Annotated in this window: 11 protein-coding genes and 1 CRISPR repeat array; of the genes, 5 read left to right on the top strand and 6 right to left on the bottom strand. The window is 42.6% G+C overall.

Annotated elements, in window-relative coordinates; translation table 11 throughout:
- Window position 1: 1 nt before the first annotated feature.
- Window positions 2-323: direct repeats of the CRISPR family, unit length 40 nt; unit sequence CTTATTGCAATTCATCAAAATCCCTATTAGGGATTGAAAC.
- Window positions 324-669: 346 nt separating this feature from the next.
- Together F8R90_RS31275 and cydB are read left to right on the top strand one after the other, a co-directional pair.
- Window positions 670-2,115, top strand: a complete 1,446-nt coding sequence (locus F8R90_RS31275) for a cytochrome ubiquinol oxidase subunit I (RefSeq protein ID WP_196513959.1) — start codon at window positions 670-672, stop codon at window positions 2,113-2,115.
- Window positions 2,116-2,207: 92 nt separating this feature from the next.
- The gene (gene cydB / locus F8R90_RS31270) at window positions 2,208-3,221 is read left to right on the top strand and encodes a cytochrome d ubiquinol oxidase subunit II (RefSeq protein ID WP_196513958.1); all 1,014 of its coding nucleotides are present in this window, start codon (window positions 2,208-2,210) and stop codon (window positions 3,219-3,221) included.
- Window positions 3,222-3,346: 125 nt separating this feature from the next.
- Here the strand turns inward: cydB and dusB are convergent, their stop codons facing one another.
- From dusB to F8R90_RS31250, 4 genes are all read right to left on the bottom strand, one after another.
- Window positions 3,347-4,402, bottom strand: a complete 1,056-nt coding sequence (dusB, locus tag F8R90_RS31265) for a tRNA dihydrouridine synthase DusB (protein WP_196513957.1) — start codon at window positions 4,400-4,402, stop codon at window positions 3,347-3,349.
- Between the two features lie 77 nt (window positions 4,403-4,479).
- Complete coding sequence (locus tag F8R90_RS31260; RefSeq protein WP_196513956.1) at window positions 4,480-5,289, bottom strand: Rpn family recombination-promoting nuclease/putative transposase; 810 nt, start codon at window positions 5,287-5,289, stop codon at window positions 4,480-4,482.
- A gap of 125 nt (window positions 5,290-5,414) precedes the next feature.
- Window positions 5,415-5,834: a hypothetical protein gene (locus tag F8R90_RS31255; protein WP_230967176.1), complete on the bottom strand. Its 420-nt coding sequence runs from the start codon at window positions 5,832-5,834 to the stop codon at window positions 5,415-5,417.
- A gap of 83 nt (window positions 5,835-5,917) precedes the next feature.
- On the bottom strand, window positions 5,918-6,775 hold the full coding sequence (locus F8R90_RS31250) for an acyl-CoA desaturase (protein WP_196513954.1): 858 nt from the start codon (window positions 6,773-6,775) through the stop codon (window positions 5,918-5,920).
- Between the two features lie 172 nt (window positions 6,776-6,947).
- Between F8R90_RS31250 and F8R90_RS31245 the strand changes: the two genes are divergently transcribed.
- On the top strand, window positions 6,948-8,177 hold the full coding sequence (locus F8R90_RS31245) for a TetR family transcriptional regulator (RefSeq protein ID WP_196513953.1): 1,230 nt from the start codon (window positions 6,948-6,950) through the stop codon (window positions 8,175-8,177).
- 73 nt (window positions 8,178-8,250) lie between these two features.
- Here the strand turns inward: F8R90_RS31245 and F8R90_RS31240 are convergent, their stop codons facing one another.
- Entirely contained in the window at window positions 8,251-10,170 is a 1,920-nt protein-coding gene (locus tag F8R90_RS31240; protein WP_230967174.1) for a DUF1565 domain-containing protein, read from the bottom strand.
- 724 nt (window positions 10,171-10,894) lie between these two features.
- Here F8R90_RS31240 and F8R90_RS31235 point away from each other — a divergent pair.
- On the top strand, window positions 10,895-12,010 hold the full coding sequence (locus F8R90_RS31235) for a thiamine phosphate synthase (protein WP_196513951.1): 1,116 nt from the start codon (window positions 10,895-10,897) through the stop codon (window positions 12,008-12,010).
- A 94-nt stretch (window positions 12,011-12,104) separates the two neighbouring features.
- Entirely contained in the window at window positions 12,105-12,317 is a 213-nt protein-coding gene (thiS, locus tag F8R90_RS31230) for a sulfur carrier protein ThiS (RefSeq protein ID WP_196513950.1), read from the top strand.
- Here the strand turns inward: thiS and blaOXA are convergent.
- Window positions 12,314-13,216, bottom strand: a complete 903-nt coding sequence (blaOXA, locus tag F8R90_RS31225; RefSeq protein WP_196513949.1) for a class D beta-lactamase — start codon at window positions 13,214-13,216, stop codon at window positions 12,314-12,316. The two genes, thiS and blaOXA, sit on opposite strands and share 4 nt — an antisense overlap.
- Window positions 13,217-13,269: the final 53 nt, after the last annotated feature.

The raw sequence follows: 13,269 nt of genomic DNA, 5'->3' as shown, positions 1-13,269 counted from the left end.
GCTTATTGCAATTCATCAAAATCCCTATTAGGGATTGAAACTCTTTTTGAGACATTAAGTTCTTTGGTTTCTCTTATTGCAATTCATCAAAATCCCTATTAGGGATTGAAACCTAATATGTTGCGATCGCTAGGCTTGACTAGCTTATTGCAATTCATCAAAATCCCTATTAGGGATTGAAACTTTTCTGCTTGCTCAACTTCAATAGACTAGCTTATTGCAATTCATCAAAATCCCTATTAGGGATTGAAACGACTTCGGCGTAACTTTTGATTAGCGATGTCTAATTGCAATTCATCAAAATCCCTATTAGGGATTGAAACTCACTCCTGAGTTTTTTATGCCAACTTTGACCTCTTGTCTTTTGACGTATATTACTAAGTCACTCACAATTTAGAAAACTTTCCCTATCTATAGAGAGATGCTTTCCTGCCTAATAAAGTTTAATAAAGAGAAAATCTACGGAATTAGTATTTCCTTTTGACTATGATAATGAAGTTTATGGGAACTGCGATCGCTAGAATATTATTCACGAATTGTCAATAATTAATATTCCATAGTGAATAAAGAAAATTGGATGGCATTAGAATCTCCATCTAAAGATTTTGGGCTGTTGAATTTGGACTTAGAGAAACAAATAAGAGTGAGTTTCAATAAAGGAATATAGGCATGGAATTTTTATCCAATTCAGTTGTGCTATCACGGATGCAATTTGCACTGACTGCGATATTCCATATACTTTGGCCCGTCTTGACTACAGGGATGGGGATTTATTTGGTCATTATCGAGGGGCTATGGCTAAAGACTCGTAATCCAGACTACTACCTCCATGCCCGCTTTTGGTCTAAGTTTTACATCCTGAACTTTGGGATTGGTGTAGCAACGGGTATCCCAATGGAATTTCAATTTGGTACTAATTGGGCACCTTTCTCGGAAGCAGTAGGTAACTTTTTTGGCAGCGTTATTGGGTTTGAAGCCTCTTGGGCATTCATGCTAGAAGCTGCTTTTTTAGGCATTATGTTATTTGGTTGGGAACGCGTTAATCCCACTATTCACTATCTTTCAACAATTTTAGTTGCCGTTGGCGCGAACCTATCAACCCTGTGGATTTTGACAGCAAATTCCTGGATGCAAACCCCATCGGGTGGGGAAATGGTTAATGGAAAATTTATTGTCCACGATTACTTTCAGGCAATTTTAAATCCTTTTATGGTCAACAGTGTGATGCATATGTTCTTTGCCACACTGGAGACTTCACTATTTGTCATTGGTGGAATTAGTGCTTGGTATATTCTCAAAGAACGCCATCCAGCTTTCTTTTCGTACTCTTTGAAGATTGCTTTAGCAGCGGCTATTGCAGTTGCCCCATTACAAATATACATTGGGCATTTGAGCGGGGAACAAGTTTATCATTATCAACCCACAAAACTTGCAGCAATGGAAGCACAGTGGGAATCTTCACCTGCGGGACAGCCTGCTGATTGGAGTCTTGTAGCTATACCTAACGAAAAGGCGCAAAAAAATGACTGGGAAATCACTGTTCCGAATGCGCTGGGATACATTCTGGAATTCAAAAAGAATCTTTCCGAACCAGTACGCGGCTTGAAGGAGTGGAAACCAGAGGATCGTCCTCATATGGTGGGTTTGATTTACTACGCTTTCCGCGTCATGATTGCCATTGGCTTTTTCTTAGCCGGATTAGTGTTATTGAGTACGCTGCAATGGTTGCGCGGTAAACTCTCAGCCGAAAATATTACTCAACAGCGTTGGTTGATGCGGGCTTGGATGTTCGCAGCTCCTCTAGGATACATCGCCGTAGAGTCAGGCTGGATTGTCCGCTGTGTAGGAAGACAGCCGTGGACGCTTTACGGGCAAATCCGCACAGCAGATGCGGCTTCTCGTCTACCCGCTAGTAATGTCTTAGTTTCACTAACTGGCTTTGCTACAGTTTACAGCTTTTTATTTATTGCGGTTTTGTACTTTGGCAGCCGCATTATTCGCAGAGGCCCAAATCTCGACTTGCCAGTACCAGGTGTGGAAATCACTAAACCAGCAGTAGATACAACCCCTGGAGAGTTCGTTCCAGATGAACGCCCTGTAGAAGCACAACAATGACTAATTCAACATTCCAAATCAATAAAGTCTATTTGGATAGGGATTTTGACTAATTGACTGCAAATTAAATATGGAGCAGCATAGGATATTTTATGGAGACGCTAAACTATCTTCTTCCCCAAGTATGGTTTATCATTTTAGCTCTTTTTCTATTCCTCTACGTGATGCTAGATGGATTTGACTTAGGGGTGGGGATATTATCTCTTACTTCTTCCGATGATGAACGCCGAGGCATCTTAATGACTAGCTTAAGCAACATTTGGGATGCTAATGAAACTTGGCTAGTTCTCATGGCTGGGGGTCTGTTTGGCGCATTTCCACTAGCATATGGCACGATTTTAAATGCTTTATACATTCCAATTTTTGTAATGGTGTTTGGGTTTATCTTTCGTGGTGTAGCATTTGAGTTTCGTGAACAAGCAAACCGCAAATTATTTTGGAATTTCGCCTTTGGTGCCGGGAGTTTTAGCGCCGCACTTGGTCAAGGATTTGCCCTTGGTGCTGTGCTGAAGGGGATTAATGTTGATGAGGCGGGGCACTTTATTGGTACAACTTGGGATTGGTTGAGCCTTCCATCGGTGCTGGTAGCTTTGACATTGATTCAAGGATATGTGCTGATTGGCTCCACCTATCTTATTTGGAAAACGACAGGGGAATTGCAAGAAACTCACTATAAAACTGCCAAAATTGCTGCTTGGACGACACTAATCGGCGCAATTTTAATTACAATTACAACACCAATAATTTATGAAAATGCTAGGTTACGCTTGTTTCAACAGCCTCTAGTTTATATCTTTGCCATCATACCCGTGCTGGGAGTCGTTCTGATTTGGCAACTTTTGCAGAGTCTCAACCGCAAAGAAGAAAGAGCACCTTTTGTCTGGACAATTCTACTGTTTGGATTGTCGTTTATTGGGTTAGGATTGATTGTCTTCCCTTACATCATTCCCAATAGAATCAATATCTATGAGGCAGCATCTGATCCTAGTTCGTTAGTAATCATGCTTATCTTTATTGGCTTTCTCATCCCCGTGATGTTGTTCTACAACCTTTACCAGTACATTGTTTTTCGAGGTAAGGTAACTGGCAATAATTACGGGGAATGATAAAAATTTAAGTTTAACATTTTTGCTTGACTTTTACTTTTGAATTGTTAAGTAAATCGCCTCACTTTATCAATCGGCCATTGCAGATTTTAATGCTACATCAAGGCAGTGGTAATATCAATTTTTTAAAGCATCACCAAACTACCTTCTGCTTCTTCTTGTAGTTCATAACCATTAGCCAATTTTTCAATTGCTTGGTCAATCATTGCCAAACCCTGATCTACTTTTTCAACTAAACTTAGCTGTCCTCGGAGTTCGGCAGCACCAACGAAACCTTTAGCATACCAAGTCATGTGCTTGCGGGCTTGACGCACACCGCGATCGCCTTTATATTCCCACAAGGCTTGTAAATGATCTCTTGCACATTCCAAGCGCTGAATCGGGGTAGGTGTCGGTAATATCTCCCCAGTTTTCAGGAAGTGATCAATTTCTCCCACCAAAAACGGATAACCCAAAGTCCCACGGGAACACATAACGCCATCAGCGCCAGTTTGCTCTAAACATTTCACCGCTGCTTCAACGGAAAAAATATCTCCGTTCCCAATCACTGGGATAGAAAGCACTTCTTTCACACGGGTAATCCATTCCCAACGGGCATTGCCATTGTACCCTTGGGCGCGGGTGCGTCCGTGGACTGTGATCATTTTTGCCCCTGCATCTTCCATCCGCTTGGCAAAGTCGAGAATAGTAATTTCGTTGTCATTCCAGCCAATACGGGTTTTTACTGTCACAGGTACATCAACAGCTTTTACTACTTCCCGCACAATTGCCTCTGCTACTTCTGGTTGCCGCAACAACGAAGAACCGCCACCATTTTTAGTAATTTTATTTACCGGACAACCCATATTAATATCTACAGTATCAGCACCTTCTGCAACTGCTTTTATTGCTGCTTCTGCCAGGAAATCTGGACGGCAATCAAATAATTGAATGCTAATTGGGCGTTCGTTAGGGTCTACCTCCATGATTATGGGTAGCTCCTTGACATAATGCAACCCTGTAGCATTCACCATTTCGGTATACATCATCGAATCTGGCGCATAGCGACGCACAATACGTCGAAACACCATATCTGTCACCCCAGATAGAGGCGACTGAAGAACCCGACTTTTTACCTCGAAGGAGCCAATTTTTAAGGGTTGCGAAAGTCTAGCTTGGAGAATGGGAGAGAGCGAAATCATAGAAATAATTAAAAATTAATGGGAATGGAAAATAGCAGGAATATTTAGAGGTATCTGCGAGCAGTGCTAATTATAGGTTACGTATCCTGGCTTGGAGGCTGTTTCTGCATTTCTTGCTGAATTTCTTCTAGGCTCAAACCTAACTCTTTCGCTGTTTCTTCAAAACTCAATCCCAATCTCAACAACAAAGGTATCATTCTAAACTTTTCTTCACGCGCTCCTTCTTGCTTGCCTTCCTGCTTACCTTCTTGATACACTTGTGTTTGTTTCAAATCACTTAACCCAAACATACCTTCAATCTCCTTTCGATTCATTGTCGGAAAATTGTAAACCAAAATTGTCTCTATCAATTCTAATAACTGCCGCCGTTGTGGTTCAATGTTAATTTCTTGCTGGGTTCTGTCTATTAACTGTCTAGCAGCTGTAATTGCTGTCCCCTCTTCATCGACCACTAATTTCATCGTAGCAATTCCAACTGGCAATGATGCAGTTTCACTTAATTCATTAAGATAAACGCGACTGATGCGTTGGCTAGTGAAAAATTCACTGTAATTTCTGATATCTGCTATATCTAAAGTGCGATTAGGATAGATAACTACTCCTCGCCAAGAATTTTTAGGTTTATTTTGGCGTAAGTATAAACCAATTTCTGAAAATAGGCGTGAATAAATTTCTGTGTCGGTTTGAAACTGGACTTCAATAAAGTAAATCGGATTTTCTTCCCCTTGTGTTGGGAGAAAAACACCATCTATACGGAATGCAGTTTGCTTAATTTCAATTGAGGAGAATTTATAAGCCTCTGCAATTTGGGGTGGATTACCAATTAATTCAAAAAAGATGCCAGGAAATTCTTGAAAAATGCGATAAAAAATGCTGTCAGTTTTCACGCTTGATGTATTGCGGTGATTTAAACCGTTAGATTTTATCGAGAAATAGCTAGTAACAGATTTTGTTCAATTATACTTAACAAAATGGTGGAAATTTCAGCGATAATTATATATATTATGTTATGTCAATTTGCAGTTGGTGTACTACGTTGCTCTTTGAATACAAGACTAGACCACAGTAAAAAACCTATCAGTAACAGCCCCATAAATTCATCCAACCAAATTAGGCTATGCATTTTCAAAGACATGGGTGCTACCATCGGGAAGAGATAGTGGACTGGACTGGAGATACTGGTGATTGAGTATAAGGCTAATAAAAAGTACGCCAACCAAAACATGCCTTTGGTGTAAAACCAATATCCCAACAATCCGACTGGAGTCATCACAATCACAGTACTAATTACTCCAATAGAAGTGAACCACTGGGGGCCAGGATATCGACTCAAAAATAGTGCATTGTCTATGTAGTGTAGCCAAGTAGAAATGAGGTTGAGTGTGATGATAGCTAGCAGAATCGTCTGGCGAAACCGAGAAGTATTGATCATGATGTAAAGATGCAAGCAATAGCTTATTAAGCCGACTGCGGGAAGCAATCGGCATAACAAATTCATGATAATTTAGTTGCAATTTAGCCGTGATTTGCACCTTGAGGGGGACGCGAGACAACTTTTTTGGCTAAACCCAAAGTCTGCAAAACTAGGATGCTCCACCAAGTAACATCAATCTCCCACCAAGACAACCCAGATTTTGCCATGTGGGGATAAGTATGATGGTTGTTGTGCCATCCTTCTCCATAAGTTACGATGGATACCCACCAAAGATTACGAGCACCATCATTGGCATCAAAGGTGCGATAACCCCACAGGTGTGATGCTGAGTTCACAAACCAGGTTGAATGCCAAAGTAAGACACATCTGAGAAACACTCCGTAGAACACAAAAGACCATCCTCCTAAAGCATATAGGAGCAGCCCGAAGGGTATTTGCAACAGTAAGAAGTAACGATCTAGCCAGCGATAATAGGGTTGTCTTGCTAGGTCAGGGGCATATTTTTTATAGGTGTCATAGTCAAAAAATTCTGGACGTGGGTAGAAAATCCACAGTATATGGCTCCACCAAAACCCTCTTTGGGCAGAGTAGGGGTCTAGGTCAATATCTTCCGTGTGGGCGTGATGCTGGCGGTGTCCACCTACCCAAAAAATTGGCCCCCCTTGCAAAGCCAGCGCTCCAATGAGGGCGATCGCATACTCTAACCACTTGGGAACTTGGAAACTCTTATGGCTCAGTAATCGGTGATATCCCAAGCAAATACCAATGCTCCCGAATAACCAATGCAGAAACACTAGCAAACCTAATGCTGGCCAGGAGAAAAACCAAGGAGCCAGAAGTGCTAAGGCATGAAATACACCAAAAAATACCACATTTATCCACCTGAGTTGAGGTGAGTTGCCTCTCTCGGGAGCGATCGCCCCAAAATTTGCGGTCATAAAAATTCCTGTTGATGGATGAGAAAGCGATTTGCTTTTTCTTGGGCATAATCCCACAGGGATTTACCCGCCCTGTATACTAGTCCGTTACAGTAGAGTAAAGCAAGTATCACTTACATTTGTTATGCTAGCAGAACTCTGATACCCGTGCAAGTGCCACTTGCATTTTTCTATGTCATCTCAACTCATTCCTACTCGTCAACGCCTGATTCAAGCTGCACTTGAGTTGTTTTCTGCTCAGGGAGTCAGCGCTACCACAACCCGCCAAATTGCTGAAAAAGCCGAAGTTAATGAAGTGACGCTATTCCGCAATTTTGGCAATAAGCATGGACTGCTTTTGGCTGTGCTGGAAGAGTCCGCAGCCTTCAAGGATTTAGGTGAGTCGCTGGTGCGGCGGGCAACACCTCCCGGCAATGTCTACCAAGCTCTTAAAGATTATGCAAGTGACAGCTTACATGCATTAGAACGAGTGCCAGAGTTCGTCCGGTCTGTGGTAGGTGAAGCCGACCAATTCCCGGCAGAAAATCGCCGCGCACTAGGCAGGGGAGTCACAGAGGCAAACCGCTATGTAGCTCAGTATTTAGCTACTGTAATCCAGCAAGGACACCTAAATACCTATTTACCCGCAGAAAAATTAGCCAGTTTGCTAAATGGGATGATCTTGGGATATGCCGTAATTGAGTTCACCAGCGAATTTCACGAACTTTGGGAAGATCGGGATGATTTTCTGGAAAATTTGGTGGAGTTGTTTTTACATGGAGCCATGTCATCCTCAGCAGAATCAGCAATAAACTCCTTACAAGGAGGTTTCATCACCACAGAAGTAGCTGATTTGCCTGCTAGTTTAGTTCACGAAATTCTGCAACAAGCCAGAAAATGGGGAGTACGAGATTATGCCTTGGCTTATGTGTTATTTGGGGCTGGATTATCCGCCACAGAAATAATTAGCTTGGAGCGATCGCACCAAATATACGATACTCAAGGGCACTTCTTGCAAATCACGATTCCAGGATTTGTCCGTCAAGTACCTGTGAATCAGTGGATTCTGGGCAAACGCTACGGCTCTTTCACTAATAATCCTCTAATCAAATGGCTGAAAAGTCGTAAAGATGCTCAAACAGCCATGTTTTTAAATGAAACAGGCAAGCCAATCTCAGAATCAGAGCTTCAGAACCGTTGGCAAGTATGGAGTGAGGGACTGTTAACTCCCCAAGGACAAACGCCAGCCATAGCACAAGCACAACAAACCTGGCGTGTAGAAATGTTAATGCGGGGGATCAGCTTGGAAAACCTGATTATTTTAACAGGTTGCGATCGCGCCCAATTACAACCCTATGCCCGCCGAGCCAGAGAAAAAGCTGCCCTAGAGCAAGCCACACGTTTAGATCATAAGCCAGGATAGGGTACGCCTAAGCAATTAAAAATTAAAAATTAAAAATGCAAGCGCGGCAAACATTTTGGCGCTGATCAACTGATTAATTCAACGGCTCCATAATGGCTCTTAAACCGTTGCTATAAAGTGCTTTGAGCATTTCTTTAGCGTTATATTCACTGTTAAATACTCCTGCTTGCATAACTCTTTGGCCTTGCCAAACCGTGGGAAACGCATCAGGAGCAAGGAATCGCACTAAATCTTGATCTCTATCAGTGAAGAGTGGAACTACCACGCGATAACGTACACCAAACTCTGTTGCAGAGTTACCACCATAAGGAATACTTGCAGAACTTGTTCGTATATTGCGAGTATTACCAATGGGGATATTGTTATTAGGAACTGGTAAAAGTGCTGAAGCACCTGGGCCAGAAGCTTCTAGTATTGGTAATGGCTGCTGTGTTTGCTCCCTTATACTTGGAACTGGTGGCTGTGCTACTGAATTGGATGGGTACTCAGGAGCAGTAAACTCAATCGTATTAGGATCAATCCGCACATAATTCAACTGTGGTGTATCAGGTGGCTGTGCTGGACTGGGAGTTGCAACTTGAGCGTTAGTTGGGATTTGTCTAGCCGACAAGCTGCTAGGAGTAGGAAAACCGACAACTTTAGAGGTGGCTTGCTGTTGATTGGATCTGGGCACGGAAAGTGGTATATTGGCTGGCAACAATGGCAGCAGTTGACTGTTTAATTGCTCAAAAACAGGATTATTTGCTGAAATGCTGTTACTGGTTTGCCCATTTGTAGTTTCAGAGATTTCGGGAGCCGAGAAGGTGATTTCCCCAGTTGGTGGTATTTCTCGTAACACATTGTTGGGGACAGGGGCGGGTTGAGAAGTTTGGGTTGCTAGTGCTGTTTTACCGTTAATATCTATCTTGCCAGTGATCCGACTACTCACAAGGTTATTACCAGCAGCTGAAATCACCTGTTTGGAAGCGCTGGCGTTAATGTCGTAGCGGGCATTATTTTGAAATTGATTGCCCCCAGGTTCGGATGCATTACCCAAATCTGGCATTGCTTGAGCGATCGCAACTAAACCATCTTCTTTATTATCTTGAATAGAATTATTCCGTAAAATTGGGCGGGCATTTGCTTGTACCACAATTCCCGATCTATTGTTCTGAATTTGATTGCCTATGACTACAGGAGCGGCATTTTGGGCAATATTGATGCCAAAACCCGTTTGGTGAAAGACATTTTCCTGCACTTGAGGCCTGGAGTTACCGGCGATTGTAATGCCATTGGCTCCATTGCGATCAAAATAATTCTTACTAATGGTGGGTGCAGCATCACCACAGACGGAAATGCCATCTTGGGTATTGCCAGTAAATGTATTTTCTGCGACTACCGGATTGCTAGATTCAATCCATAAACCGTAACCACGGCGGTTTGGGTTCGTCACCGTCACCCCAGTGAGCAAGGCTTGGTTTGCTCCAACAATTGCAACGTTTTGACCGGCAAAGCTCCGGCTCAGGTAATCACCACCTCCCTGAATGATAATCTCCTTACCTTGGTTGCTAGGGTTGCCTTGAATTGAAATACCCGGTTTCAGCATTAAGGGAAATTCCTCTCCTGTCTCGGCGCTATAACTGCCCGTGGAGAGGATGATTACAGTATTGGTCTTAGCTAATCGCAACGCTTGGGTAATCGTTTTCACAGGAGCGGATTCGCTGCCATTGCCTGTGCTGTCATTTCCAACCTTTGGATTGACAAACAGCACGTTCTGAGAATTTGTTTTCTCATTTAGAGGTGCTGAATCTGGTGTCGATGGCATCTGAGCGATGCCTTCTCTACGAGAGGCTTCTCTTTCAGGGACGCTAACGCGAACGCCAACGGCGAGCTCCGCTAACGCGCTATCCAGGAACGCCATACTTGCCGCTCCCATGCCTACAGTAAAAGATAATACTGAAAAAATAAAAAATAACAGCCTTGCTGATTTCAGAAACTTCAGCTTTGCAAGCATAAAATCTACTCTACGGTACTTAGAAAACATATGATAGTGAATCATATTTAACACAACTCCTTAGAAGTAACAATAAATTCTTATACTCCCTAAAAGTATTATGTCGATAATATTACTCACATATTGACTGATTGGCGATTTTTAATACAGGTAATAAATGATATTGTGCCTGTTCAGCAATACCTTGTCCTAAAGGACACGCTACGCGAACGCCAAAATACCCTCACTCTAAATTTGTTGAAGTAAGGCAATATATAGCAATTCTCATCTGAATGAGGTATACGCGTAGGGACACGGCATTGCCGTGTCCCTAAGAGTATCTGTGTTCATCTGTGGTTAATTATTTTTTCTGTACTTTGCCTATGTGGGAACCGCTATATACTGTGAACTTCAATAATCAATCGGCTCGAATGATATTTTGGGCGAGAAAGCGCTCTATTTCAAAGTTAAGATTTACTTTATAAATGTTCTCTAAATAGTATCCATGCAGTCTCAAATTTAATTTGCCCATTGTGGATTTTCGAGTGTATCCGCTCTGGCTAGTCCTTTGTCAGCTTGTCGTTTACCCTAAAATACTTGACTAACCTTAGTGCGAAACTGTAGCCTCAAACTACCCTTATCACTGCCATTCGGAACATGGGATAATTTCCCGTAACCCTCACCAATACGTTGTTTTGCGTGTATTCTGCAAAAATCTAGTAAAAAAAAGCAAATTAATTAACTTATGGTTACTAGGACATATGATAATTCACATTCCGATGAAAGCACTAATGGGGTTGTTGTAATGGTCGAGCCATACAGCCAAAAAGAGCAAATACAACAAGTTGTCTACCGTATTTTAGATGCCAATTTAGACCGTGCTCGTGAGGGCTTGCGAATTATCGAGGAATGGTGTCGCTTTGGGTTAAATAATGCCCAGTTGGCTCTTGAATGCAAGCGGTTGCGACAAGAGGTAGCTAAGTGGCATACCCCAGAATTGCGGGCGGCGCGAGATACACCAGGCGATCCTGGGACTGAGTTAACCCATCCTCAGGAAGAACAACGAGCTAGTATCAAATCGGTGTTGCAAGCGAACTTTTGCCGTATAGAAGAAGCATTGCGGGTGCTAGAAGAATACGGCAAGCTTTACCATCCAACTATGGCTAAAGCTTGCAAGCAGATGCGCTATCAGGTTTATACCCTAGAAAGTAGTTTAATGGGTCATCAGCGCCATCAATTGTTATGGCGATCGCGTTTGTATCTTGTTACTTCCCCTAGTGAAACTTTGTTGAACAACGTCGAAGCTGCACTTAAAGGGGGATTAACGCTCTTACAATACCGCGACAAAACCGCCGATGATTCTTTACGTCTGGAACAAGCTAGAAAATTACGGCAGTTGTGCCATATCTACGGTGCTTTGTTCATTGTTAACGATCGCGTCGATGTAGCTTTAGCTGTGGATGCAGATGGAGTGCATCTAGGACAACAAGATATGCCTGTTACTGTTGCTCGGCAATTACTCGGTTCGCAACGTCTGATAGGTCTCTCTACCACAAATAAAGAAGAAATGCAAGCAGCAATTGCTGAAGGTGTAGATTATATTGGCGTGGGGCCAGTCTATGAAACTCCCACGAAAGTAGGTAAAGCAGCCACAGGTTTAGAATATGTCAGCTATGCTGCCAAAAATTGCTCAATTCCCTGGTTTGCTATTGGGGGAATAGATGCCAATAATATCAATGATGTGATCGATGCAGGAGCCGAACGTGTAGCGGTGGTGCGATCGCTCATGCAAGCCGAACAGCCTACCCTAGTAACACAATATTTGCTCTCCCAACTCAATCGTATTAAACCAGAACTTTAAAAGAGTCATTTGTCATTAGTCATTTGTCATTCGTCCAAAGTGAATAACCAATGCCCAATGCCCAATGCCCAATGCCCAATTTCCAACATGGCTTATGTCTAATGAGATTATGATTCACGTAAATGGTGAAACCCATAGCTGTTCGTCTCAAACTTCTTTACCCGATTTGCTTCAAGAGTTGGGTTTTAACCCGCGCTTGGTGGCTGTAGAATATAACGGCGAAATTTTACACCGCCAGTTTTGGCCGCAAACAAAAGTACAATCAGGCGATCGCTTAGAAGTGGTAACTATTGTTGGTGGTGGTTAGTTAATTTGAGCCAGCAAGCCTAAATCCTTAAGGCTGCGTCGTGTAATTTCGATGCGGGCGGGTGCATCTTCTGGTTTTTGCATATCAAGGGTTGTGGCAAAAAAGTAGACGTTTTTGTTTTGCTCTAAATAACCTACAAACCAACCAACATCTGGTTTAGTACTTGTTAACCATCCCGTTTTTCCGCGCAGTGTGTAGTCTGGAGTTTGTTCACGTACCATAATGTCTTTGACAAGATTTATTGTCCGTTGCGAGAAAGGTAAATCGCCTTGATACAACCGTTGCAAAAACTTAATTTGCTCTTTGGGTGTAATTTGCAATGGCTGCTGTAACCAAAAACGATCAATGTCTGCGGCGGTGCCAATTTGACGATTACCGTAGCCTACTTTGTTAATAAATTGTTGCATCCGTTCATATCCAGCCCTACGTGCCAGCACTTGATAGAACCAAACAGTTGAATCCTTAAAGGCTTGACGCAAATTGGTATCATGATTCCAGGCATCAATCTCTCGGTGAATTCCATCCCAAGTGAGAACCGCCACATCATTAGGGACTACACCTATTTCTAGTGCCACTAGCGCGTTAAAAATTTTGAATGTCGAAGCTGGAGCGATCGCAGTTGCATTACGTTGAGGATTATGTTCATAGATGCGGTTGTTTTTTGAGTCGTAAATTACGATAGAGCCTTCACGCCCAAATTCTTGAAAGTGTCGCCCCAAATTGGGCGTTTTAACAGCAGGACGTTCAGATGAGGTTGAAGCCGGTTGAGCCACAACATACATTCCCCCAAAGGTAATCATACTGAATACAGCAAGACATCCAATGACTGTGAAAATCAGAGGTTGCGTTCGGTGAGTACGCCGAAGGAATTGTGATATGCCAAACAAGATATTTTTCATTGCAGATTAATAGAATCACAAGCGAGATCCTACACTGCAATCTTGCTAGTTTC

This window comes from Nostoc sp. NZL (assembly GCF_015714705.1).
GTDB classification, from domain to species: domain Bacteria; phylum Cyanobacteriota; class Cyanobacteriia; order Cyanobacteriales; family Nostocaceae; genus Nostoc; species Nostoc foliaceum_A.
The sequence above is the reverse complement of the archived record's forward strand: the minus strand, read 5'-3'. Positions and strand labels throughout refer to the sequence as shown.

Excerpts from the sequence above, each read along its gene's own strand:
- F8R90_RS31275 (WP_196513959.1), top strand. The coding sequence starts at position 670 with ATGGAATTTTTATCCAATTCAGTTGTGCTATCACGGATGCAATTTGCA.
- cydB (WP_196513958.1), top strand. The coding sequence starts at position 2,208 with ATGGAGACGCTAAACTATCTTCTTCCCCAAGTATGGTTTATCATTTTA.
- dusB (WP_196513957.1), bottom strand. The coding sequence starts at position 4,402 with ATGATTTCGCTCTCTCCCATTCTCCAAGCTAGACTTTCGCAACCCTTA.
- F8R90_RS31255 (WP_230967176.1), bottom strand. The coding sequence starts at position 5,834 with ATGATCAATACTTCTCGGTTTCGCCAGACGATTCTGCTAGCTATCATC.
- F8R90_RS31250 (WP_196513954.1), bottom strand. The coding sequence starts at position 6,775 with ATGACCGCAAATTTTGGGGCGATCGCTCCCGAGAGAGGCAACTCACCT.
- F8R90_RS31245 (WP_196513953.1), top strand. The coding sequence starts at position 6,948 with ATGTCATCTCAACTCATTCCTACTCGTCAACGCCTGATTCAAGCTGCA.
- F8R90_RS31240 (WP_230967174.1), bottom strand. The coding sequence starts at position 10,170 with ATGCTTGCAAAGCTGAAGTTTCTGAAATCAGCAAGGCTGTTATTTTTT.
- F8R90_RS31235 (WP_196513951.1), top strand. The coding sequence starts at position 10,895 with ATGGTTACTAGGACATATGATAATTCACATTCCGATGAAAGCACTAAT.
- thiS (WP_196513950.1), top strand. The coding sequence starts at position 12,105 with ATGTCTAATGAGATTATGATTCACGTAAATGGTGAAACCCATAGCTGT.
- blaOXA (WP_196513949.1), bottom strand. The coding sequence starts at position 13,216 with ATGAAAAATATCTTGTTTGGCATATCACAATTCCTTCGGCGTACTCAC.